This window comes from Vibrio sp. 1F253, from assembly GCF_041439295.1.
Classification (GTDB): Bacteria; Pseudomonadota; Gammaproteobacteria; order Enterobacterales; family Vibrionaceae; genus Vibrio; species Vibrio tasmaniensis_A.
Genome location: NZ_JBGONU010000028.1, coordinates 17,940 through 43,071, shown reverse-complemented (window position 1 = coordinate 43,071; position 25,132 = coordinate 17,940). Strand labels below are relative to the sequence as shown.

Genomic DNA, 25,132 nt, shown 5'->3' with positions numbered 1-25,132 from the left:
TAAGCATGCATAGTATTAGTTAGACCCAAAGTAAATCAATACTCTATGTCAAATCAATCCCAATTAATGTCGTTTAATATTGAAAAATGGTCAGCAAATTCGCCAGGCCTCTATTCCGTTGCCGAGTGGCAAACGTGGAGCACTCATTTAGATTGGCCACAAAATGGCTCAACTGAATTTAAAGCCATCCCTCCTATGATGCGCCGCCGAATGAGCCTGCAAAGCAAACTGGCCGTCCAAACCGCATTAACCCTATTAAAAGATACCTCGATTGATTATCTGGTTTTTGCCAGTCGACATGGTGAGCTCCACCGAACTGTTGCTTTGATTCAATCAATATTAGAAGGTGACGATGCCTCTCCAATGGCGTTTTCCCAATCAGTACACAACACCGCAGCAGGCCTAACAACGATTGCTGCAAAAGCACCGATTCCACTGACCTCTATCGCTTCTGGGCAAGATACCTTTCACAACGCCCTGATTGAAGCTTATCTTTACCTACATCAGTATCCGTCACATCGTGTACTCGTCATTGACTTCGACCAACCTCTGCCTGATGTATATCGAGAATACGAAAATCAGCACTATGCTGACTACGCTCTAGGTTTAGTAGTCACTGCAGGCAGTGACTACTCAGTTTCGAGAGCAGTAACAAGTAAACCAATCGCTAGCCCCCCCAAAGTTAGAGACAGCTCAGCAGCTGATTTACCACAAGGCCTACAAACGCTACAACATATCCTATTGGGAACACAGCATTGGACTATTGCTGGTAAGCACCAAAACTGGTCCTGGGTCAATAACGCCCAAGCAGGTGCACAGAAATGAGCAAAGTAGGCCAATGTTGGCGAGTATTCGCGACGGGGCTCTGCTTTACCATCTTTGGTTTGGGAGGCTTAGTCTTAAGCTTCTTAATCTTACCTTCGATCGCCCTAACGACTCGCAACGTCATAGAAAGAGAGCTCAAAGCACAACGATTAATCCGTTTCTCATTCAATGCATTCTGCCAAATAATGAAGTTCACAGGCGCGATTGATTACCAAATTGATGGCGCCGAACTGCTCCGCGAAGATCGCAACTGCATCATTGTCGCCAATCACCCTAGCTTGATTGACTATGTACTGATCGCCTCTCAACTTCCTCAATGTGATTGTCTTGTTAAAGCGGCAATATGGGAAAACCCGTTTATGAAGAGGATTGTCAAAGCAGCGGGATACATACCCAACCAAACCCCTGACGATCTTTTAGAACGCTGTGAAGAACGCTTTTCGCGTGGAAATGTATTGTTAGTTTTCCCTGAAGGAACTCGCACAACGCCAGGAATTGAACCATCCTTACAACGTGGTGCGGCACAAATTGCCACTCGAACACAAACCGACTTACGCGTGATTCATATTACAGTTTCTCCGACATTCTTAACAAAAGAGAAAAAATGGTATCAAGTTCCTGCCACTAAACCCTTTTTTCATATCGCAGTGAAAGGTAAAATAGACGTCGCACCCTTTATTGAGAATTCAAACAACTTAACTTCGGCAGCAAGGCGCCTCAATCAACACCTTGCACAGACTATTTTTCCTTCCGAAGAGAATATTTAGCTCATCAATAAAACAACTGGTGATATCAGCGTTTCGAAAATACATCACATAATGTAGAATCGCCCCCCTTGACGTAGCATTTAGATAAAGTACTAAGTAGGCCTAAGTGGAAACATTACACAACGAACTAAAACAACTGATTATCGACGCACTGAATCTTGAAGATATGAGCATTGATGAAATTGAAACGGAAGCACCACTGTTTGGTGATGGACTTGGATTAGATTCTATCGATGCCCTTGAGCTCGGCCTTGCTATCAAGAAAAAGTACAACATTGTTATCGATGCCGACGATTCAAACACTCGCCAGCATTTTGCATCGGTTGAAAACCTAGCTAACTACATTTCATCTAAAACAAACAACTAGACAGATCTTTATGACACAAGCTAACCAACAAGAAGTATTCAACCAGGTTAAAGATGCGCTTATCGAGCTGTTTGAGCTTGATGCTGAAGATATCACTCCAGAAGCACACCTTTATCTCGACCTAGATCTCGACAGCATTGATGCCGTTGATTTGGTCGTTCACTTACAGAACGTTACAGGTAAGAAGATCAAGCCTGAAGAGTTCAAAGCAGTACGCACCGTTAATGACGTTGTCGAGTCTGTGGTTGAACTATTGAAGGACGCATAATGCGTCCTCTGCTGACTTTACTGTCGGCAATCATACTTTTCACTTATCCAATAGCGGTTTACTTTGGACTCAACAAGTTTGGCCTACAAACCGTTGGTATCGTCTTAGCCGCTATTTTTGCTGTCCGCATTTTCACCGGTGGTCAGGCTAAAATCAAAGAGCTAAAACACCTAGCTTGGATCAGCGGAAGTGCCGGGATTGTTCTGCTGGCATTAGGGTTAACCTTCAAACAGCACGGCTGGCTAACTTATTACCCCGTCATCGTTAATGTTTGTATGCTGGTTGTGTTCGCCTCGAGCCTATGGCAACCGCAAACGATTATCGAGCGGCTTGCTCGCCTCCAAGAGCCAGAACTTCCACAAAGTGGCGTTGATTACACACGAACAGTCACCAAAGTTTGGTGTCTGTTCTTTGTTATCAATGGCTCTATCGCCCTTTACACCTGCTTCCAACCTCTTGAAATATGGACCCTATACAATGGCTTACTCAGCTATGTATTTGCAGGGTTGCTCTTTGCAGGAGAGTGGGTAGTAAGACAGCGCATTCGTCAGAGTTAAATTGTTATGACACAAACCGTCTCTTACACTTCCTTGTCTGAACTTCTCAGTCAGAACAGATCGCCTGATTCTATTGTCTGCTTTGACGACAATAGCGAGATTTCGTGGCAAACATTTAACGACGACTTATCTCAACTCGTACAGCTTTTATCTTCATCCCCTTTTCAACGAGTTGCGATTTGCACCCAAGACAGCTACCTATTTTCAGTGGCCTTTTTAGCGTGCGCAGCCAGCAACAAACACATCATCTTGCCAGGTAACTATCAACCGTGTGCGCTTGCCGAGCTGAGTGAGCATTTTGACTGTCTGTTGGTCGATGATGCGATTGGTGCAGTGGAAATAAATGAAGTTCGCAATATCCAAACCTTATTAGACACCGAAATACGAGAACCTCTAACCGATAATCTTCCCGCCATTGAGTTAGCAGCAATCCAATTGACCTTGTTTACTTCAGGCTCAAGCGGTACACCAAAAGCAATCCATAAGACCTTAGAACACCTAGATATTGAAATCGCTCAGCTAGATAAAAACTGGGGCGCCTTGCTTAAAGACAACCAAGTCCACAGCACCGTCTCACACCAACATATCTATGGTCTGTTGTTTCGAATCTTATGGCCGCTTTGTTCTGGCGTTCCATTTTCTCGAAACAATCTCGAATACCCGGAACAGATCCTGTCTCACGCTAACAAGCAGAGCGTGCTGATCAGCAGCCCTGCGCTACTCAAACGATTAAAACACGAGACAAAGTCTACGCATCTAGCGGGGGTATTCTCTTCTGGTGGCCCTTTACCTACCGAGTCGGCTCATCAATCACGAGGTCTGCTCGGGCATTTACCTATCGAGGTGTTTGGCAGCACAGAAACCGGCGGCATCGCGTTTCGTCAGCAACAGAGCGTTCAAACACCTTGGCAGCTTTTTGACTGTATTAAGGCCAATCTCAATAGTGAGAATTGCATTAAGTTATTGTCGCCGTACATCGACAAAAACAACTGGTATCAAACCGCAGACGAGTGCGAAATGGTCTCAGAGAATCAATTTATATTGAAAGGCCGAACCGACCGAGTGATCAAGATAGAAGAAAAACGAGTATCACTGGTTGAAGTTGAAAAGCGACTGGAGCAACTACCTTGGATAAGCGAGTGTGTGGTCATTCCCTTTGAAGAGCCTGAACGCTTAATCTTGGCGTCAGTTTTGGTATTATCAGAGGAAGGCCAAGCGACTCTCGCAACCATGAGTAAAGGTAAATTCTGGTTAATGTTACGTTCAGAACTCAGAAAATGGTTAGAGCCAATCGCTACTCCAAGAAAGTATCGTGTTGTTGATGAGATCCCCCTCAACAGCCAAGGCAAGCGGTTAACCTCTCACATAGAGCAGCTCGTAAAATCATAGAAATCGCTTATCGTGTTTTACACTGAGACTGTCTTTTTATATTTTTGTCACAACACCCATTTTAGCCCAAGGATTCTAAGCACACGCTATGGATAAGAGAAAACCAAACGTCATTGCTGTTGACACTGTAGAGAAAGAATCGACCCTGACACTCCATGTTACCGGAGACATCACCGATTTTAAGGGGCACTTTAAGAGCTTCCCTATTCTTCCCGGTGTGACACAAATTGACTGGGCACTTCACTATGCTGTCCAAGAGTTAAATGTCCCTGGTTACTTTAAAGGTATGGAGGTCATCAAATTCCAAGAGCCTATCCTTCCTGACGCCACAATCCAGCTATCACTCAAATGGGATGCTGACAAAGACAAGCTGAGCTTCAGCTACACCTCAAACAACGGTGAACAGACCCACTCTTCAGGAAAAATGAAGCTGGGAGAGAAAAGTGAATAGCGCTCCTGCTGAGGCTGCTTCTCAACACGTAACAAAAGAAAGCAACTACAAAGCTTGCTTCCTAATCCCGTGCTTTAACCACGGTGAAACCATGCCTGCAGTGGTGTCGTCACTCCATCATTTTGAGTTGACGATAATCATCGTTGACGATGGCAGTGAACTCACCACGAAACAGTTTCTGGCTCCCTTAGTAGAGAATTCAAACGTAGCCTTGGTTACGCTTGAGCAGAACCAAGGCAAAGGCGGTGCCGTAAAGGCTGGCATCAAGCGAGCACAGGAGCTCGGCTTTAGTCATGCCATTCAGATTGATGCTGACGGTCAACATGACCTAGACGCCCTACCCGCATTAATCGAAGCGTCACAAGCTAAGCCCCAGCGCCTGATCTCAGGTCAGCCTGTCTATGACGATAGCGTACCGAAGGCAAGGCTCTACGGGCGCTACGCGACACATATTTGGGTGTGGATAGAAACTCTATCTCTCTCGATTAAAGACAGCATGTGTGGCTTTAGAGCGTATCCAATCAACCAAACACAAGCAGTGCTCAGCAAATACGATGTTGGTTCGAGAATGGACTTCGATATCGAGATTCTGGTTCGCCTATACTGGGAAGGTTGCGACATTGACTTCATTGAGACGCGAGTCATCTACCCTGAAGATGGTGTCTCTCATTTCGATGCGCTGTGGGACAACGTAAAAATCAGTTGGATGCATACTCGACTGTTCTTCGGCATGCTGCCAAGAGCCCCTAAGCTGATTGCTCGTCACTTCAAATCAGATTCTGAAGATCACCTAACAAGTTCGACACAATTTTCAGAAAGCAATCAGGCGCAGCAGACACCAAATAGCACTGAACAGCCTCATTGGTCCAGAACTCAAGAGCGCGGCACAGTTCTCGGTATCAAACTGTTGTTAGCTGTGTACTCACTATTAGGCCGAGGTGTATTCAACCTAATTTTGCGCGGTGTGATGCGTTACTACCATTTGACAGGCAAGCGCGCGCGAAACGCTTCTGAGCAATACCTATTCCAGCTTAAGACATACGCAGAGCAACAGAATATTGAGTTACCCGCTGAATTAACCAGTTATAACCACCTGCTTTCGTTTGGTCACACCATGCTAGACAAATTAGCCGCATGGAAAGGCGATTTTTCAGTCGATAACCTGACTATTCATGGTCAAGAGCAATTCGAAAGTATGGTGGAAAACCAGCAAGGTGTGCTAATCCTAGGTTCTCACCTTGGTAATATCGAGTTGTGCCGCGCTTTGGGACGTCGACACTCACACATCAAAATCAATGCGCTGGTCTTCACGGAACACGCCGAACGCTTTAATTCGGTGATGAAAGCGGTAAACCCACAGTCTGATTTAAACCTGATCCAGGTGACATCGATGGGCCCTGATACCGCCATCTTGTTGCAACAGAAATTGGAGCAAGGTGAATGGATTGTGATCGTTGGCGATAGAACCTCCACCAGCAAAGAGAGTCGCTCAGTATGGGCAGAGTTCTTGGGTAAAGAAGCTCCCTTCCCTCAAGGACCATTTATGTTAGCCTCTGTTCTCAAAGCGCCAGTATTCTTACTGTTTGGCCTACGAGATGACTCACAAACCAAACCGCATTTTAATGTCTATTTTGAGCATTTCAGCGACAAAATAGAGCTACCAAGGAAGACTCGCGAACAATCTTTACAGCAAGTCGTGCAGAAATACGCAGACCGACTTCAGCACTACACACTGAAAGCACCGCTTCAGTGGTACAACTTTTTTAACTTTTGGACATTGAGCAAGCACCATGACGAAAAAAAATCCAAATAGCATCACCTTTGGTGCCGAACGCCTCACGATTGAGGATGTTGTCGCTATTTCACAAGGCGCAAAAGCCTCGATGAACTCAAGTAATGAGTTCACATCAAAGATCGACCGCGGTGTCGCTTTTTTAGAACGCCTATTGAAAGAAGAAGGCGTGATCTATGGTGTGACAACGGGCTACGGTGACTCATGTACCGTTGCAATTCCGCCAAACCTTGTTGATGAATTACCACTGCATCTAACGCGCTTTCATGGCTGTGGTTTAGGCGAAATACTGTCTCACGAACAATCTCGTGCAGTATTAGCGACACGTCTTTGTTCATTGTCACAAGGTGTCTCTGGTGTGACTCACGATTTGCTCAACCAGATCGTCACTCTGATCAACCAAGATATCTCGCCGCGCATTCCTCAAGAAGGATCGGTTGGTGCCAGTGGTGATTTAACGCCGCTGTCTTATCTGGCAGCTGCACTGATTGGTGAGCGCGATGTCATCTACAAAGGTGAAGTTCGCCCTACTAGTGACGTTTACAAAGAGCTAGGGATTAACCCTATCAAGCTTAAGCCAAAAGAAGGCTTGGCATTGATGAATGGCACGTCAGTAATGACGGCTTTGGCTTGTATCGCCTACAAACGTGCAGAATACCTAGCTCAGCTATCGACTAAGATCACCGCAATGGTGTCTGTAGGTATGCAAGGCAACGATTTCCATTTCGATGAAGCGCTGTTTGCAGTTAAGCCTCATCCGGGTCAACAGCAAGTTGCTGCATGGCTACGTGATGACTTACAAGCGGATCGTCCGCCACGCAACAGTGATCGCCTACAAGATCGTTACTCACTGCGTTGTGCTCCACATGTGATTGGTGTGGTTCAAGACTCTCTGCCTTGGCTACGCCAAATGATTGAGAACGAGCTCAACAGCGCTAACGATAACCCAATTATCGATGGCGACAATGAGCGCGTACTGCACGGTGGACACTTCTACGGTGGCCACATCGCAATGGCAATGGATACGCTAAAAACAGCAGTAGCCAACCTTGCAGATCTACTTGATCGCCAAATGGCGCAGTTGATGGATTACAAGTTCAACAACGGCTTACCATTTAACCTAACGGGTGCTGAAGGCGAACGTAAACCAATCAACCACGGTTTCAAAGCGGTACAGATTGGCGTTTCAGCTTGGACAGCAGAAGCATTGAAACACACCATGCCAGCAAGCGTGTTCTCTCGTTCAACCGAGTGTCACAACCAAGACAAAGTCAGCATGGGCACCATTGCGGCTCGTGACTGCTTACGCGTTCTTGAACTGACTGAACAAGTAGCAGCAGCGTCACTTCTGGCTGGTACACAAGCGCTTGAACTTCGTAAACGCCACAATGAGCTTGATGAGCACCACATGAGTGAGAACCTCAAGCACATTCGCGACGAAGTACTCAAAGAGTTTGAATTTATCGTAGAAGATCGACCACTTGAAGGCGATCTACGCCACTTCATTGCTCGTATTCAAAGTCAACACTGGTCACTTTACTCATAGAGTAGCTAACCCTTTACGCAATATTGTTGAGAGCGATTTATGTCTGAAATCCTTCATCCATTACAATCTGAGGTGACACTTATCACCTCATTTCAAGATGCCGACCCAATGGGCGTCATCTATCACGGCAACTACTTCCGATTTTTTGAAGAAGTTAGGCGCATCATGATGGATAAGATTGAGTACAACTACCATGAGATGAAGGATTCGGGCTACATGTGGCCGATCATCGACACGCGCGTAAAGTACATCAAAGCGATACCGTTTAATCATCAGATCAAGGTATCCGCTAAGTTAACTGAATGGGAAAACCGCTTGCGTGTTGACTACGAAATTCACGATGCCAACACAGGTGCTCGTATGACACGCGCTCACACAATGCAGGTTGCGGTTACCATTGAAGAGCAAGAGATGTGTTTTGCTTCGCCGAAAGTGTTTACAGATAAAGTCGAACATTGGCATCAATTGGGCTGCTTACCCCAATCAACTGAGCAGCAATCAAACGACCACCAATCAGAGCAACCTCAAGTACCTAACACACAGCAGCAGGTGAAACATGAGTCTGTTTAAGCGTGGGCGTAAGAAAATCAGTATCGCACTGCTCGGGCTTGCCTCAATGATGGCGAGTAGTTTTGTTATTGCTAATGAAAGTACAGCTACGGTTGGTTCTATTTCAGATCTGCAAACAGTATTAAGCGCAAACAACATAGTGCGTGGTGAGTTCACCCAAACGCGCAACATGGAAATGTTCGCCCAGCCTCTAACATCACAAGGTACTTTCCTGTTAGACAAGTCGAATGGTTTGCTTTGGACACAAACTACCCCCTTTCCTGTTAGCTTGGTGCTAACCGATAACAAACTGAGCCAAAGGTTTGCCGATCAACCCGCTAAAATCATCACCGACAAAGAAAACCCAATGGCGTTTTATTTCAGCCATATATTCTTATCGGTGTTCCACGGGGATACGCAAAAACTCCAAGAACAATTCTCACTCGACTTTGAGCCTGCAACCACTACAAACACTGATGAAAGTGCAAACGCAAGTTCACAAGGCACACGATGGACACTCACTCTAAAGCCGAAAAGTGCTCCGATGAACGCGGTGTTTGAAGCCATTACGCTGCAAGGTAAAAATGATATTGAACGTATTGAGTTGAGAGAGATTCGTGGAGACAGCACGGTGATCGAATTTAGCCAATTAAGCCATCTACCGGAAGTATTATCAGATGCTGAAGCGCAACAATTCCAACTCTAGTCTGGCCCTTGTTTGGCTTGTTGTCGTCATGCTATTTAGCGGATTGTTAATAAAACAATTCGCTTTTTCTTCGTCGGTACCGATTGAAAGCAACATCCTAAAGTTACTACCAGAAAACCAGCAAGACCCAATGGTAGAGCAAGCCTTTCAGCAGATATCCAGCTCGATGAGCGAGCAAGTGGTGTTTATCATCAGCGCCCTCGACATCGACCAAGCAATGATGGCGACCGACGCTTTTGAAAAATCCCTCAACCAAAGAGCCTTTTCAAGTCAGCCAACTCTGTTTAAGCAAGTTCAAGGTAAAATCAGCGCCAGCACCCAAAGCCAGTGGAGCGATTTCTACTTTCGTCACCGAGCTCAACTGCTGACTCAACAACAAAAAGAGACGCTGACCCACTCGCCTGATTCACGAGCTCAATATGTCATCCAATCTCTGTACAATCCTTTCTCAGGCGTCACTGCAGCCGAACTGTCGATGGATCCATTCTTGTTATTTCGCGACTACATCAGTGCTGTTGGCGTTCAATCAAGTAACTTTGTTGTGAAAGAGGGATACCTCACAGCCCAGTCTAATGAGCAAACTCATATTTTGGTGACGGCGACTCTGGCGGGTTCGCCTTATAGTTTAGCGATTCAAGAGCAACTTCCCGATCTTGATTCAATTGAGCGTGAGGTCGAAAAGCAGTTTGGTGTCAAAGTAGAGCATACCGGTGTGGTGTTCTACGCCAATTACGGTACCGAAAGCGCGAAATCAGAAATCAGTACCATTGGTTTGGGCTCATTGGCAGGTGTAATTTTATTGGTGTGGCTAACATTTCGTAGCGCCCTCCCACTTGCCTTATCCTTACTTTCCATCAGTACTGGATTATTGGTTGCGCTGGCAAGCACCGTCGCTATCTTCGGCAAGGTTCACCTGTTTAGTTTGGTGTTCGGTGCCAGCTTAATTGGCGTATCCATCGACTACTCCTTTCACTACCTGACTGATCGCTTGGCGGCTGGTAATCAATGGCAAAGCGACAAAGGGTTGAAACATATTATCGTTGCGATCACCTTGGGTCTGATCACCAGCTTGATTGGCTACCTAGGCTTGTTGGTGGCGCCTTTCCCGGGGTTACAGCAACTTGCTCTTTTTTCGTCGATTGGACTGATCGCAGCTTACGCCAGTGTGGTGTGTTGGTATCCGGTTTTAGCGGCAAAACCAAGCCAAGAACGCCCTCTTCCTCTGTCGAAGCTTTGGCATACTTGGTTAAGCCTCTGGAGCAACCAAAAATTTAAAATTGGCTTACCGTTAGCTGTGACTGTCTTGAGCCTGATATCACTCAGTCAAATTCGCTACGACGACGATATTCGTCAACTTCAAGCGATGCCTAATCAACTCAAACTGCAAGAACAAGCCATTACTGAGATATCAGGATTAGGCAGTGGTCAAAATATGCTTCTGGTGACTGCCAAGAGCGACCAAAAGCTACTCAAAAAACTGGCAGAAATCACCACAAGCTTAGATTCTTTGGTCGATAGCCAAGGTATCTCTGGATATCGCAGCATCAATCAACAGTTGTTAAGCAAACAACAACAGCATGATAACTATCAATTGGTTAAACAACTTTATAGCCAGCAAAGCCATATCTTACAGAACACTCTTGGTTGGCCTAGCTTTCCAGATCTTCCTAAGTTCGAGGCAATCACGGTATCTGTATTTTTAGAATCACCAGTGTCAGAACCTGTTCGACCACTTTGGTTAAAACCGATCGATGGGCAAGCCGCGTCGGTCATTTTGATCAAAGACGTCACAGATTCAGAACAGTTCTCTCAATGGCTCGATTCAAGCTTTGCTCAGCAACAAGGTGTTAAATACCTTAATAAAGCCGATGAAATCTCTGCTCTCTTTGCGGAATATAGAGTCAAGATCACCGAGTTGTTATTGATAGCATTAGCGGCTATTGGCATGGTGTTGGGTTGGCGTTATGGTGTGAAGCAAAGCCTATTAATGCTGTTGCCTTCATTAATTGCCGGAGTCGCTGGTTTAGCGGTCACGGGAATTTTAGGCTCGACACTGAATCTGTTTAACCTGCTTGGACTGATTCTGATTCTAGGGATTGGTATCGACTATACCCTGTTCTTTGCTGAGCAGAAGAAATCACTAAGCACCTTATTGGCGATTACTTTGTCAGGCCTCACGACGTTACTCTCGTTTGGCTTATTATCGTTGAGTCAAACTCATGCCATTCATAGTTTCGGTGTTACCGTCCTAACTGGTATTTTCGTCGCGTGGTTGCTTTCGCCACTTGCAATCAACAACCAACAAGCAGAGGAAAAATCAAACTCTCGAGAGGCTTTTAGATGAACAAAACAATCAAGATAGCGCTCGCCGTTGGATTGGGCTTACTACTTAGCGCTTGTTCGATGGTGTCTCAACAGCCTACAGGCGCAAGTGTCGCAATCGACAAAGACACAGAGCTCGCCTTGCCGCTGCCTGATGAACTGGGATACTCATTTACGGCAAGCCAGCTGATCAGCGCAACATGGCAAGATGATACGCAGCAACTTCCTGTTCAAGTCGAAGTCACATCAGACAAAGTCGTGTTGGCGGGTTTCTCCTCTTGGGGTACTCGCATTCTATCGCTGCAATACCAAAACCAAACGATTGATACTCAAGTTCTATCTGGTCTTGGCGCTACCCTGCCGCTACCCGAGCAAGTACTATTTAATTTGATGCTGACTCTATGGCCAGTTGAAGCATGGGCTCAACCTTTAGAAGACATCGGTTGGTATTTGATCGATACCGAAAACAGCCGCTCCGTATTTGATGAAAACCAACAGCCAATCATTAAAATTGATTACCAAGCAGAGCCCGGAACACACAAAACCGCAGGCAACATTGTTTTCAAGCATTTGATTCAAGGCTACACCATCACGATACAAACGTTGAACTCAACGATTGTCGATAACCCAAGTAAGAGCTAAACATCATGCCTATTTATATCCAAGACTGTGGTTTCCACTCCGCATTAGGCTCAAGCGTTGCTGACATTCATGGCTGCCTCAAAGGCGAGCATGAATCAAACATGGTTGAAGTGAGCGACATGCTAAACGACGGTAAGCCGACGGTCGTTGGTAAGGTGGCTGGCGAATTACCAGAAATCCCATCAGAACAAGCGGAATACGCCACTCGCAACAATCAACTGGCGTTATCGGCTGTTAATCAAATCAAAGACTCTATCGAGCAAGCAAAATCACAATTTGGTGCCGATAGGATTGCTGTAGTTATCGGCACAAGCACCTCGGGAATTTCTGATGGTGAAACGGCGTTTAAACACAAACTAGAACATGACTCTTTCCCCGAAGATTTCCACTATTCAAAACAAGAGCTAAGCAACACCTCTGAGTTTGTTAGCCAACATTGTGCATTAACCGGGCCAAGCTATGCGATATCGACTGCTTGCTCATCAAGTGGCCGTGTATTTGTTACTGCCCAACGTTTGTTAGATTCAGGAATGGCTGATGCTGTGTTGGTTGGAGGTGTCGATACACTATGTAAACTGACGCTCAATGGCTTTCATGGTCTTGAAGCGCTATCAACCACACATTGTAAGCCCTTTAGCGCCTCTCGTGATGGCATCAACATCGGAGAAGCAGCGGCATTTATGTTGCTTAGCAAGACAAAACCAACCGCTACCAATACAACTCAAAGCACTTCGAATATAGCCCTATTAGGCTATGGCGACAGCTCCGACGCACACCATATTTCAGCGCCCCACCCTGAAGGGAATGGCGCAGAGCAAGCAATGAAAAAGGCTTTAGATTCTGCACAGTTACGAGCAGAAGACATCGGTTATATTAATGCCCATGGCACCGCAACCCCACTCAATGACTCAATGGAAAGCAAAGCCATCCATCGTATTTTTGCAAACAAGGTTCCCGTCAGTTCAACCAAACCTCTAACAGGACATACTCTTGGAGCGGCAAGTGCGATAGAGGCTGCAATTGCGTGGCATATTCTAAAATATGACTTACCACTCCCCTTACAAAAATGTCAGTATAAAGCTGAAGATATTGAGATTGATTTGGTAAACTGTTCCCAGAAACTTAAAGTAAAGAACATCTTAAGCAACTCGTTCGCTTTTGGTGGCAACAACATTAGCCTGATTTTTGGTGTAATAAATGACTGATATCCCTTCTGTAGACCAACTTCTCCCACACGATGATCCGATGATATTAATCGATCGAGCTATCAACGTTGAGGCATTGTCGATTCACTGCCAGGTCGATATTGGCGCGCACAACCTATTCTTTGACGCCGAATCTCAAACGGTCCCAGCTTATGTTGGCATCGAGTTTATGGCGCAGTCTGTTGCAGCTTGGTCTGGATACCATGCGATGAAAAACGGCACTACTCCTCCAATCGGCTTCTTACTCGGTTCTCGTCGCTACAAGTCACTGTGTGATGAATTTACTCAAGGTCAAACCCTTGATATCTATGCTGAACAACTCATGGAAGACAGTGGCATGGCCGTGTTTACCGCCCGAGTCGAAGACCAAGGCGAGTTAGTGGCTCAATGCCAACTCAACGTCTACGTGCCGACCGAACAAAAATTACAAGAAATGAAAACTAGGAGCCCATCATGAGCCGTCAGGTTTTAGTCACTGGTGCCAGTAAAGGCATTGGTAAAGCGATCGCTATTCAACTCGCGAAAGACGGTTTTGAAATCGCCGTTCATTACATGGGTGACAAGCAAGGTGCTGAAGACACATTAAAGTCGATCACTGAGCTCGGTGCTGCAGGACGTCTGATCCAATTTGATATCAGCAATCGCAGCGAATGTCGCGAAACGCTTGAGTCAGATATTGCCGAACACGGCGCTTACTATGGTGTGGTGAATAATGCCGGTATTACTCGTGACACGGCATTCCCAGCTATGACTGAAGAAGAGTGGGATGGTGTTATCCATACCAACCTCGACAGCTTCTACAACGTACTTCACCCGTGCGTGATGCCAATGGTTCAAAAACGCAAAGGCGGTCGAATCGTTACTCTGGCTTCTGTATCCGGCATCATGGGTAACCGCGGTCAAACCAACTATGCCGCAGCAAAAGCGGGCGTGATTGGCGCTACTAAGTCTCTGGCTTTAGAGCTCGCGAAACGTAAAATCACAGTAAACTGTGTCGCTCCGGGTTTAATAGATACTGGCATGGTGGATGAGCACGTGAAAGATCATGCGCTTCCACAAGTGCCACTGCGCCGCATGGGTGAACCAGAAGAAGTAGCAGGCCTAGTCAGCTACCTAATGTCGGATATTGCCGGCTACGTAACTCGCCAAGTGATTTCAGTTAATGGAGGCTTAGTATGACCCGCCGCGTTGTTGTAACTGGCATGTCAGGCGTTACCGCTTTTGGCAACGATTGGCAGCACATCGAGCCAAAACTAAAAGCATGTGAAAATGCGACCCAGTATATGCCTAGCTTTGAGCAGTACGATGGCCTCAACACTAAGCTTGCCGCACCTATTGATGACTTCCAACTACCTAAGCACTATAAGCGCAAACAGGTTCGTGGCATGGGCCGCGTGTCTCGCCTAGCAACAGTGGCAACCGAAAATGCACTAGAGCAAGCAGGGCTGATTGGCCACGACATTTTGACTAATGGCGAAACAGGCATTGCCTATGGTTCTTCAACTGGCAGTACTGATGCGGTTGGTGCATTTGGCGTGATGCTTAACGAGAAATCGACACGAGCTATCACCGCAACGACTTACGTTCAGATGATGCCACACACCGCAGCGGTCAACGTCGGGCTATTCTTTGGCTTACGTGGACGTGTGATTCCCACCAGCAGTGCCTGTACTTCAGGTAGCCAAGCGATTGGCTACGCCTATGAAGCAATCAAACACGGTTACCAAACCGTGATGGTTGCCGGTGGTGGTGAAGAGCTATGCCCAACCGAATCTGCCGTTTTCGATACCCTTTTTGCTACCAGTTTAAAAAACGACACGCCAGAAAAATCCCCTAGCCCTTACGACAGTGAGCGCGATGGCCTGGTTATCGGTGAAGGTGCTGGTACGCTTGTTCTTGAAGAGTATGAACATGCGGTTGCTCGCGGTGCAAAGATCTACGCGGAAATCATCGGTTTTGCCAGCAACTGCGATGCTGCCCATGTGACCCAACCTCAAATGGAAACCATGCAAATCTGTATGGAGAAAGCGCTGAAAGATGCACAGCTTCCTGCTGAAAAAATTGGTTACGTTTCGGCGCACGGAACGGCAACAGATAAAGGCGATATTGCAGAAAGTAATGCGACCGCGAACATTTTTGGTGAAGTGCCAATCAGTTCATTGAAAAGCTACTTTGGTCATACGCTTGGAGCGTGTGGTGCCATTGAGGCTTGGTTGAGCCTAGAAATGATGCATTCCGGTTGGTTCAGCCCAACATTGAACCTTGAAAACATCGACGAACGCTGCGGTAAACTCGATTACATTACAGGTTCTGGTCGCGAATTGAATGTTGAGTATGTAATGAGTAATAACTTTGCCTTTGGCGGAATCAACACTTCAATCATCTTCAAGAAAATCTGAGCTTAGCTAGATAAAACTCAAGACAAATAAAAAGGGTCAGTAACCAAGTTACTGACCCTTTTTTCAATCTAGCTAATGCTCAATTAAGCGTTAGCTTCACGCTCAGCGATGAACTCAAGAGCCATCTTAATGCGAGCGATTACGCGCTCTTTACCAACAAGCTCCATCACTGCATCAACAGAAGGAGACTGGCCGCCACCTGTTACTGCTACGCGAAGTGGCATACCGATTTTACCCATGCCTACCTCTAGCTCTTCACATACTGCTGCAATCACACCATCTTTGATGTTTGCAGTAGTGAAATCCTCAAGCGCTTCAACCTTAGCAAGAGCAAGCTCTAGTGGTCCTTTAGCAACACCACGTAGGTGCTTCTTCGCTGCGCCAGCTTCAAACTCAGAGAAATCTTCGTAGAAGTAACGAGACTGTTCAGCAAGTTCGATAAGCGTATTACAACGCTCGCCAACTAGCGTGATCACTTCAGTGATAGCCGGGCCATTTGTTGTATCGATCTTTTGTGCATCTAGGTGCCATTGCAGGTATTTAGCAACGTACTCAGGCTCAGAAGTCTTGATGTAGTGGTTGTTCAACCAAAGTAGCTTATCAGTGTTGAATGCAGAAGCAGACTTGCTGATAGCGTTCAGGCTGAAGAATTCAATCATCTCTTCTTGAGAGAAGATCTCTTGGTCACCGTGAGACCAACCTAAACGAACTAGGTAGTTGTTTAGTGCATTTGGTAGGTAACCTTCGTCGCGGTATTGCATTACAGAAACAGCACCGTGACGCTTAGAAAGTTTCGCACCGTCATCACCAAGAATCATTGCACAGTGAGCGAAAGTTGGAACTGGCGCGCCTAGTGCTTCATAGATGTTGATTTGACGAGGTGTGTTGTTGATGTGGTCTTCACCACGTACAACGTGTGTAATACCCATGTCCCAGTCATCCACTACAACAACGAAGTTGTATGTTGGTGCACCGTCTGTACGACGAATGATTAGGTCATCAAGTTGGCTGTTAGAAATTTCAATGCGACCACGAATTTGGTCATCAAATACTACGCTGCCTTCTTTAGGGTTACGGAAACGGATAACGCATGCATCACCTTCTTTTGCTGCTTCGTTTGCTGCAACAATTTTAGGGTGGTTCGCATCGTAACGAGCCATCTCTTTGTTTTCTTCTTGCTCTGCACGAATTTCGTCAAGCAGCTCTTTAGACGCATAGCATTTGAAAGCTTTGTCTTCAGCAAGTAGCTTATCAACCATTTCGTTGTAACGGTCAAAACGCTTAGATTGGTAGTAAGGACCTTCATCCCATTCCATACCCATCCATTGCATGCCTTCTAGAATTGCATCAACCGCTTCTTGAGAGTTACGCTCAAGGTCCGTGTCTTCGATACGCAGAACGAATTCACCACCTTGATTCTTAGCGAATAGCCAAGAGTAAAGTGCAGTACGTGCACCACCAACGTGAAGATAGCCAGTTGGGCTAGGAGCAAAACGAGTTTTAACCGTCATTTAAATACCTTGATTATGTAGGTGATTCTTTTAGTGATTGCCATTACAAAGCCTGCAACAGAAAAATATCACTAAATTTTGGGCGCTATTTTATCACCACCGCTTAAATCTACAATCAGTAGTGAATGATTAATGCGCTGATCTTGTACGAAAGCTATCGTAGAAGGAGCAAACCAATAGCTCAAGCACATGTCAAATGCTCTAAAACGGCAAATTCTCGCCACGCTCGCGATAAACCTCATCTATTCCATCACTCAATATTCCAGCAAATATCAAATTCTTGAATTTATGTTTGACCTTACCCTTACGGGAAGGTTTATGTTAGGCGTAGATGAGAATTGGAGTATCGATATGAACCATTACACAGCTATGCTCAACGGCCTAAATTGCATGGGTTGTGCGAAGAAAGTTCGCACACTGTTTGGCGAATTCGACAACACGACGATCAATGATATATCGCCGACCCACATCGATATTTCTACTCCTTTTAATTACGTTCAACTCAACCAACAGTTAGCGACGCTTGGTTATAGCATGGGCAATAAACTGCACCTTTCGTTATCCGGTCTTAGCTGCGGTAAGTGCGTGAACAAGATGACACAAGCGCTTGAGCAGACCGAGCAAATCTCAGACCTAGAAGTCAGCAAACATGAATTGTCCTTGGTTACTCTGCTTTCAGAATCCGAGCTTATTGAGCTAATCGAAAGTGTGGGTTATCACGCGGCTCCCTACTCTGAGGTTAATGAGCCTTTATCTAATTCAGAAGACGATAAAAAAACAGCGCCAGTGGAGCAGACACAAGATAAACCTGCTGCTAGCCAATATACCTATCACCTTGTTCTTGAGGGAATGACGTGTGCGAGTTGTGTTTCTTCGGTAGAGAAAGCGCTGAAAAAGAATGAGTTCGTCGACCAAGCTCAGATCAACCTCGCTGAACAGACAGCCTTGGTCTTCACATCTGAAACACGTGACGTCATCGAGAGCGCGCTAATAGAATCGGTGAAAAACGCAGGTTACGGTGCCGAGTTCGTTGATGACGCGGCAACTCAACAACAAAAACAGCAAGAACAACAACTTCGTACCCAAAAAGCTTTCCTAAAGAACTCAGTAAGCGCGCTGCTGATCGGTGCTCCACTGATGGCGTGGGGTCTGTTCGGTGGCAGCATGACCATTGCTACATTTAACGACCAATTGGCTTGGGGATTGGTCGGTGTCGTCTGTTTGGTACTGCTAGCCACTTCAGGACGCAGCTTCTTCACGAACGCTTGGCAATCACTGATGCACAAGCGCGCTACTATGGACACGTTAGTTGCTTTGGGTACAGGCGCTGCGTGGTTCTATTCAATGTTGGTTGTGCTGATTCCATCATGGTTCCCAGAACCATCACGCCATGTCTATTTTGAAGCGAGCGCAATGATTGTTGGCCTTATTTCTTTGGGTCACTACATTGAAGCCAAAGCCAAGGCACGCACCACCAAATCTTTGCAGGCACTGATTAATTTACAACCACAAAAGGCTGTGGTTATCGTCGATGGTAAAGAGCAAACCATCGCCGTCGAGGCTATTCAAGTCGGTATGCACGTACGAGTGAAACCGGGAGAAAAAGTCCCTGTCGATGGTGTCGTGGTATCTGGCGAATCTTATATCGATGAATCGATGCTGACTGGCGAACCGCTTCCCAACGTTAAATCAATTAATGATGGCGTTTCAGCAGGTACCATTAATGGTGATGGCAGCTTAATCATTGAAGCTACGGGGATTGGCTCAAGTACCATGTTGGCTCGAATCATTCAGATGGTTCGCCAAGCACAAAGCAGCAAGCCTGAGATTGCGAAGCTTGCCGACTCTATCTCTGCCGTTTTCGTACCAGTTGTGGTCGCGATCGCAGCCATTGCCGCCCTAGTTTGGTTTTTTGTTGGACCACAACCGAGTGCAAGTTACATGCTAGTGGTATCAACAACAGTGCTAATCATCGCCTGCCCATGCGCATTGGGCTTAGCGACACCGCTCTCTATTACTGTTGGCGTTGGCAAAGCCGCTGAGTTTGGTGTTCTGATCAAGGATGCAGATGTGTTGCAATCTGCAAGCAAAATTGATGCTGTCGTATTTGATAAAACAGGCACCCTAACCCAAGGTAAACCAACCGTTCAGCAGGCCTTTTATGGCGACTTAACAGAACAAGAACTGCTGGCTTACGCCTATTCGGTAGAGGTAGGGTCAGAACACCCATTAGCGAAAGCCGTTTGCCAATATGCTGAGAGCTTACAAGTTTCAGCACTACCCCACAGCGAATTTGAAAACCAACGAGGGCTTGGGGTACAGGCAATAATTAACGGCAAGAACGTGCAAGTTGGCTCGCTTAAGTTCCTCACCCAACTCGGTGTCAATACAGACATTGGCGCGGATTTCATCGAGCTTTGTCGTACACAAGCATGGACACCCATCTTCGTTGTAATCGATCAAAAGCTGGAAGGCATATTGGGCATTTCAGACTCGTTAAAAATAGATAGCAAACAAGCCATTGCTCAACTAAAATCCGCCGGAATTCACACCGTACTATTAACGGGCGACAACGACTCTGTGGCTCAAGCAATAGGTAAAAACGTCGGTATCGACGAGGTTATCTCGGAAGTACTACCAGAGCAGAAAGCTCAGCATATTGTTCAGCTTCAACAATATAAGAGCGTTGCCATGGTAGGAGACGGTATTAACGATGCACCAGCTCTTGCTCAAGCGGATATAGGAATCGCAATGGGCAGTGGTAGTGATGTGGCGATTGAAAGTGCGCAAATGACGCTGCTGAACTCGTCGCCACTGTCTGTGAGTAATGCGATCGAGCTCTCCCAGGCGACCGTGAGAAATATGAAGCAAAACCTGTTTGGTGCCTTCATCTATAACTCGTTAGGTATTCCAATTGCGGCTGGTGTGCTCTACCCATTCTTCGGGTTTTTACTTAGCCCTGTCGTTGCAGGCGCTGCGATGGCGATGTCATCAATCACCGTAGTCAGCAATGCCAACAGATTAAGATTGTTCAAACCCACTCATTATAATATCAACAAAAACCATATTCATGAGGTTCACCATGATTCGTAAAGTTATGACTCTTACTGCACTCGCTGCAATTTCAGGACAAGCTCTCGCTACTAATGTACTAAACCATAAGTCTCCATATTGTGGCTGCTGCACAGAATGGACAGAACACATGCAAGACGCAGGTTTCGATGTCACAGAGAAACTCCATGATGACATGAACCCAATCAAGCAGAAGTTAGGAGTAACGCCAGAACTGGCTTCTTGCCATACGGCAGAGATCGACGGTTACGTATTTGAGGGGCACATTCCTGCAGAGGACGTGAAAGCCTTTTTAGAGAACCCACCACGCAATGCGATTGGCTTGGCGGTTCCAGGCATGCCAATGGGCTCTCCGGGCATGGAGTATGGCGATAAGAAAGACGAGTATTCTGTGTATGCGTTTAACGAGAAAGGTCAGGTGTTTGAATACCGTCATTACAACGGAAAATAGAGCGTAATTAGACCTACGAACAGCAATAAAAATAGAGCCTAGCATTAAGTAAACCCAAGACTCTGGTTTACTTACTAGGCTCTTTGCTTTTGGACAGTAAAGCAAATCTTGTCGCGGCACCAACCGGGCTGTTAGTACCACTATGTTTTCGTCGCTAGTTAGCAAAAACTCTATTTAACAAAAAAGCTAATTAGCGAAGAAACTCACTTGGCTAATAATCTAATCGATTAAGCAGCCAAGTGAGTCAGCTTAGAAGCCGTAAGATGCACCGAATACGAATGCGTTGTTTGTTTTAGACGCGCCGTTCGCGAAATCAACTCCGTTAGCTTGGCTACGGAATTCGAAGTAAGGTTGAACACCTTGACGAGTCCATGTTGCACGAAGCTCGTGATCCATAGCTTCAGCATCAATCATGTATACGTTGTTGTAGCTAAGCGCTAGGTCTTCGTTTACAGAGTAAGCAATGCGGTTATCCATGCGGTAATCAGTGTCAGCATCTGCAGAAGTGTCATCGATGTGTGCACGAGTACGGTTACTAATAGAGATACCGTTGTCGAAGTTGTAACCAATTTTAACCAGTGGACGGAACTGAATGCTCTCGCCAGCAGAGAAGACATGTTGGTAACCCGCTGCAACCCATAGGTTGTCAGTGATATTGAAAGCTTGCTCACCACCAACAGTGATGAATGCATTTGCTTGACCAGTTGTTGCGTCGCCACCAGTTTCAGCAGCAGTTAGACCTTCAAGGTCGCCAAGTTGGATGCCATCAAACTCAGTGTAAACAGTTAAACCGCCTAGAGAGTTGTCAAACGTGTGGCCAGCTTCTAGAGTCGAAGTCATATCAGAACCGTGGATACGGCCATCGTCGTGAAATTGGATATTACCTGTAACGTAAGAAGAACCAGCGAAAGCACTAGAAGCGAAAGCAAGAGAAAGTGCACTTAGAGCGATAATTTTTTTCATAGTAAACTGCCTTAGTTTAAATTTTTCAGCGACATATCTTCGGTATATCATTCACCTTCGCCGCTTGAGTAATTGGTAGCCTCCCTGGCATGAAATCTATCTTGCTCGATTTAATTTACGTTTCAAAATAAAAAGGCAAGCAGAGTGATCTCTCTCACCATCAAAAAAAGGAAAGTTATTTAACCTAAATAAATCAACAACTTAAAAACATAAAAATAGATAAAAAAAGAAACCCAATAATCAAAACGGATCAAGATCACGTTATTTCACGGCATAAAATTAGATTCAGTTGTTTCAATCACACCTGATTTATAGTTTTTTATGGCGGACTTATTTTTTGAAGAGAAGAATGAGAAGTGCGTCACTTTTGCGATGAAGCTCACCTTATGTGCATTGTTGACGTTATAAACAAAGGTTATTTCTATATGTTTCAGTTTAACGAATGTACCGAACTTAGTTTGGACGAAAAAAAAGCTCCCACTTTTATCTGAGTAAGATAATAGTTAGGGAGCTCATCTATTAATGTTGCTTATCGATTATTTCACCGAAGTCACTCGACTTACTTTCTCGCCACTTTCAGAGATAGAGCGGATGTAAGTTTCGCCTGAAACCGAAGGACGTTGTTGCTCATCGTACGTTAACCAGTTTTCACCATCCGCTGAGTATTGAAGCTCTACGCCAGGGAATTGAACGTTCATCGCTAGCTTGCCATCAATAACTTTTGCCCCCGGAACTGGTAGTCGGTAATCAATACCCGCTTTCTCAAGCTTAGCCAGTTCACGTTGACCAACAATATTCGCGAAGCGATTAAAGTCGTTGTTTAAAGACTGCTTATTTACTAGGTCGGTATCTTGAGAGTATTCAACGCCCACTTTGTAGTCGTTTTCCCAATCAGCTCTGTGCCATGCGCGCTCTGCTGCTGCAAGTACGCGAGGGAACACCATGTATTCATACTGCTCGTCGGTACGTACTGTTTCAGACCAAAGCTGTGCAGACAAGCCGTAGAAAGGTTTTGCTTCAATCTCGCCTTTACCAGTGAAGCCATTGCCGTCACGGTCTAATGAGGTTTCCGCGTTTTGTGGCATGTTTTCTGGTGCGAAGCCAAACATCTTACGAGTATCCGTTGCACGCGTTGCCCAGTAGTAACCGCGCTCTGCTGCGTCAACTTCGTATGGCATATCCATGTATACGTAATCTGGGTTAGAGACAATCACGTCATAACCTTTCGCTGACCAGTCGTACACTGATGAAGTGCCGCCCCAGTAAAGAACGTCCCAGAAGTTAACGCGAGTAGTTTCAGTAGCGAAGCCAGATTCACCCTCTTCCACATACTTCAAGCCATCTTGCCAAGCTTGGAAGTGAGGAATGCCTTTGTCTGCAACAATTTTTGATACTTCTTTTGCAAAGTAGCCAGGCAGGTGACCAAAATCACTCACTGAACCATCAGCAATCAAAGACTGACATTGTGGAGACTGTTGGAATGGCTTGTCTTGCTTGTCTAGCTCAATGTTACCTTTCCATGCCACTTTGTCTTGAGCATCAACATCTTGAAAGCCTGCGCCTAGCTTGATGTTTTTCGCTTCATCACCACCAAAGTGCCAAGTCGTTAGCGGCATACCCGCTTCATTGTGCATTGCTGCAATTTCAGTAATCACTTTATCAACAAAGCGAGTCGATGATTCCATACATGGGTTGATGAAGCTGTGCTTATCGTAGAACTGAATAGTCGTCACGTTTGAAGTATCTTGTGGATCCATCAAGCGATATTCACTTGCTTCAGCTTCTTTGCCTTCCGCCATTAGGCGAGTGTAACGCGCTTCCATTGATACCACAGCAGAACGAGCGTGTGCTGGCATATCAATTTCTGGAATTACTTCGATGCTGCGCGCTTTTGCGTAGCTTAAGATCTCGACGTAATCCGCTTTACTAAAGAAACCAGAGCCAAAGTTGTCTGTTGTTGGACCTGAACCTAGCTGAGGCAGTAAACAGCTTTGCTCTTCCAAATCAAAACAACGATTAGACCCTACATCCGTTAGCTCTGGTAAACCTGGGATTTCTAAACGCCAACCTTCATCATCAGTTAAGTGAAGGTGAAGTTTATTCATCTTGTATGCAGCCATTTGATCTAGCGTCGCTAGGATGGCATCTTTTGAGTGAAAGTTTCGAGCAACATCCACCATCACACCACGGTAATCAAAGCGTGGTGCATCTTTGATCGACAGTTGTGGTAGTGATTCAGCGTTCTGACTGTCTATTAGGCCAAAAATAGACTGAACTGCGTAGAAAGCACCTGTTTTATCAAACGCTTTAATCGCAATCCCCTCTTCCGAGATGCTTAGTTCATAAGCGCCAGATTTTGCTAAATCACCCGTAAACTGAGTAGGAACAACGGCAACACTAACAGGTAGGTCGCCACTCACATCTACGTTTACCACATCTGCACGTTCTTCAATTGCAGCGAACTGCTCAGCATCGAATGCCTCTTTAGGTAGGGCGATACCACCAGCAATACTCACTGAACCTTCCCCCGCTTCTACCGACATTGGGGTTGGTAAAAGCGTTGTTGAAACGTCTTGCGTTGCTAGATCCGCATTCTTTTCGAAACGCGTAACCGCAGTCGCCATGACATTGTTATCATCAGGTGTACGCTTAAGGTGGTTTCCTTCCAAACCGGTTACGAACGACGCGACATCTTCAGTATTCAATGAAGCAATCATCTTAGGTTCTGCGTTTGGCGCAGTTACGAATGCACCCGGCATAAAGTCAGTTTCAAACAGTTGCCAGTACTCACTCGTTAACGGAAGAATCACTTCTTCACCAGCGGCAAAACCATCGAACTTATCTGTAGGTTCTAGTTTGTGTAGGTCACCCGTTACACGAGTGATTTTAAATTGTTCGTTATCAACATCTAAAATAAGGCGAATACTATGGAAGTAGATAGTCCAATCTTTCGAATCAATCGCTTCACCGTCATTGGTCAGAGTCATGTTCACTTTATTACATGACGCCCACTCAGCACCTAGGTCCTGACAAGCCATGCCTTCATTCGCACCGTGATTGGTTAGAATTTCATATTGCACATCAAGGTTATCAGCCAGTGCATTAACCACCTGTTGCTCAGGTGCTTGCGTTACAGCACAACCCGTCAAACCAGCCAGTACCGCTACAGATAGTAAGTTTCTCTTCAACATCGTATTCACCCATAAATTTAAAATTGAGTCAGAAGCAAAGTGGAGCGCTTCGAAAGTTAGATAAACTATATGGGCTTATTTTTTGCCGTGAATTAAATCAGGTTAATAAAGTGATCAGCTTCAAATCTAAAAAACACTGATAAAATTAATTATATTAAA

The 25,132-nt window shown here is 45.6% G+C and carries 22 protein-coding genes; 19 read left to right on the top strand and 3 right to left on the bottom strand.

Annotated features, from left to right (window positions below; translation table 11 throughout):
- Window positions 1-45: 45 nt before the first annotated feature.
- From ACED28_RS14510 to ACED28_RS14430, 17 genes are all read left to right on the top strand, one after another.
- Window positions 46-825, top strand: coding sequence for a beta-ketoacyl synthase chain length factor (locus ACED28_RS14510; protein ID WP_371707866.1), 780 nt, complete (start codon window positions 46-48; stop codon window positions 823-825).
- On the top strand, window positions 822-1,592 hold the full coding sequence (locus ACED28_RS14505) for a 1-acyl-sn-glycerol-3-phosphate acyltransferase (protein WP_012603417.1): 771 nt from the start codon (window positions 822-824) through the stop codon (window positions 1,590-1,592). The genes ACED28_RS14510 and ACED28_RS14505 overlap by 4 nt, the downstream gene beginning before the upstream one ends.
- A 106-nt stretch (window positions 1,593-1,698) precedes the next feature.
- Window positions 1,699-1,959, top strand: a complete 261-nt coding sequence (locus ACED28_RS14500; RefSeq protein WP_009848590.1) for a phosphopantetheine-binding protein — start codon at window positions 1,699-1,701, stop codon at window positions 1,957-1,959.
- Window positions 1,960-1,969: 10 nt separating this feature from the next.
- Window positions 1,970-2,227: an acyl carrier protein gene (locus ACED28_RS14495; RefSeq protein ID WP_009848591.1), complete on the top strand. Its 258-nt coding sequence runs from the start codon at window positions 1,970-1,972 to the stop codon at window positions 2,225-2,227.
- The gene (locus tag ACED28_RS14490; protein ID WP_012603416.1) at window positions 2,227-2,784 is read left to right on the top strand and encodes a septation protein IspZ; all 558 of its coding nucleotides are present in this window, start codon (window positions 2,227-2,229) and stop codon (window positions 2,782-2,784) included. Before ACED28_RS14495 ends, ACED28_RS14490 begins: the two co-directional genes overlap by 1 nt.
- 6 nt (window positions 2,785-2,790) lie before the next feature.
- Window positions 2,791-4,173 carry an AMP-binding protein gene (locus tag ACED28_RS14485; RefSeq protein WP_371710140.1) on the top strand — a complete coding sequence of 461 codons (1,383 nt, stop codon included), beginning with the start codon at window positions 2,791-2,793 and terminating at the stop codon, window positions 4,171-4,173.
- An 88-nt stretch (window positions 4,174-4,261) separates the two neighbouring features.
- Complete coding sequence (locus ACED28_RS14480) at window positions 4,262-4,624, top strand: 3-hydroxyacyl-ACP dehydratase (protein ID WP_065678580.1); 363 nt, start codon at window positions 4,262-4,264, stop codon at window positions 4,622-4,624.
- Window positions 4,617-6,437 (top strand): glycosyltransferase, encoded by a 1,821-nt coding sequence (locus ACED28_RS14475; protein WP_371710139.1) that lies wholly within the window; start codon window positions 4,617-4,619, stop codon window positions 6,435-6,437. Before ACED28_RS14480 ends, ACED28_RS14475 begins: the two co-directional genes overlap by 8 nt.
- Window positions 6,415-7,962, top strand: a complete 1,548-nt coding sequence (gene hutH / locus ACED28_RS14470) for a histidine ammonia-lyase (RefSeq protein ID WP_065678578.1) — start codon at window positions 6,415-6,417, stop codon at window positions 7,960-7,962. The genes ACED28_RS14475 and hutH overlap by 23 nt, the downstream gene beginning before the upstream one ends.
- Before the next feature lie 39 nt (window positions 7,963-8,001).
- On the top strand, window positions 8,002-8,532 hold the full coding sequence (locus ACED28_RS14465) for an acyl-CoA thioesterase (RefSeq protein ID WP_371710138.1): 531 nt from the start codon (window positions 8,002-8,004) through the stop codon (window positions 8,530-8,532).
- A complete protein-coding gene (locus ACED28_RS14460) occupies window positions 8,519-9,217 on the top strand; it encodes an outer membrane lipoprotein carrier protein LolA (RefSeq protein ID WP_371710137.1) in 699 nt (232 codons plus the stop codon). The genes ACED28_RS14465 and ACED28_RS14460 overlap by 14 nt, the downstream gene beginning before the upstream one ends.
- On the top strand, window positions 9,189-11,561 hold the full coding sequence (locus ACED28_RS14455) for an MMPL family transporter (RefSeq protein WP_371710136.1): 2,373 nt from the start codon (window positions 9,189-9,191) through the stop codon (window positions 11,559-11,561). The genes ACED28_RS14460 and ACED28_RS14455 overlap by 29 nt, the downstream gene beginning before the upstream one ends.
- Entirely contained in the window at window positions 11,558-12,181 is a 624-nt protein-coding gene (locus ACED28_RS14450; protein WP_371710135.1) for a DUF3261 domain-containing protein, read from the top strand. The genes ACED28_RS14455 and ACED28_RS14450 overlap by 4 nt, the downstream gene beginning before the upstream one ends.
- Window positions 12,182-12,186: 5 nt before the next feature.
- Window positions 12,187-13,386 carry a beta-ketoacyl-[acyl-carrier-protein] synthase family protein gene (locus ACED28_RS14445; RefSeq protein WP_371710134.1) on the top strand — a complete coding sequence of 400 codons (1,200 nt, stop codon included), beginning with the start codon at window positions 12,187-12,189 and terminating at the stop codon, window positions 13,384-13,386.
- Window positions 13,379-13,843, top strand: coding sequence for a hotdog family protein (locus tag ACED28_RS14440; RefSeq protein WP_371710133.1), 465 nt, complete (start codon window positions 13,379-13,381; stop codon window positions 13,841-13,843). The genes ACED28_RS14445 and ACED28_RS14440 overlap by 8 nt, the downstream gene beginning before the upstream one ends.
- Complete coding sequence (locus tag ACED28_RS14435; protein ID WP_371710132.1) at window positions 13,840-14,565, top strand: 3-ketoacyl-ACP reductase FabG2; 726 nt, start codon at window positions 13,840-13,842, stop codon at window positions 14,563-14,565. The genes ACED28_RS14440 and ACED28_RS14435 overlap by 4 nt, the downstream gene beginning before the upstream one ends.
- Window positions 14,562-15,785 (top strand): beta-ketoacyl-ACP synthase, encoded by a 1,224-nt coding sequence (locus ACED28_RS14430; RefSeq protein WP_371710131.1) that lies wholly within the window; start codon window positions 14,562-14,564, stop codon window positions 15,783-15,785. Before ACED28_RS14435 ends, ACED28_RS14430 begins: the two co-directional genes overlap by 4 nt.
- A gap of 83 nt (window positions 15,786-15,868) precedes the next feature.
- Here ACED28_RS14430 and gltX read toward each other — a convergent pair whose 3' ends face one another.
- Window positions 15,869-17,296, bottom strand: coding sequence for a glutamate--tRNA ligase (gltX, locus tag ACED28_RS14425; RefSeq protein ID WP_009848605.1), 1,428 nt, complete (start codon window positions 17,294-17,296; stop codon window positions 15,869-15,871).
- Between the two features lie 318 nt (window positions 17,297-17,614).
- On the opposite strand from gltX, the gene ACED28_RS14420 reads away from it, so the two are divergent.
- Window positions 17,615-20,389, top strand: coding sequence for a copper-translocating P-type ATPase (locus ACED28_RS14420; RefSeq protein ID WP_371710130.1), 2,775 nt, complete (start codon window positions 17,615-17,617; stop codon window positions 20,387-20,389).
- Window positions 20,379-20,819, top strand: coding sequence for a DUF411 domain-containing protein (locus tag ACED28_RS14415; protein WP_029223113.1), 441 nt, complete (start codon window positions 20,379-20,381; stop codon window positions 20,817-20,819). Before ACED28_RS14420 ends, ACED28_RS14415 begins: the two co-directional genes overlap by 11 nt.
- A gap of 249 nt (window positions 20,820-21,068) precedes the next feature.
- On the opposite strand, the gene ACED28_RS14410 is transcribed toward ACED28_RS14415, so the two are convergent.
- Both ACED28_RS14410 and ACED28_RS14405 read right to left on the bottom strand, forming a co-directional pair.
- Entirely contained in the window at window positions 21,069-21,782 is a 714-nt protein-coding gene (locus ACED28_RS14410) for an oligogalacturonate-specific porin KdgM family protein (protein WP_009848608.1), read from the bottom strand.
- A gap of 536 nt (window positions 21,783-22,318) precedes the next feature.
- Entirely contained in the window at window positions 22,319-24,973 is a 2,655-nt protein-coding gene (locus ACED28_RS14405; RefSeq protein WP_371710129.1) for a beta-N-acetylhexosaminidase, read from the bottom strand.
- Window positions 24,974-25,132: the final 159 nt, after the last annotated feature.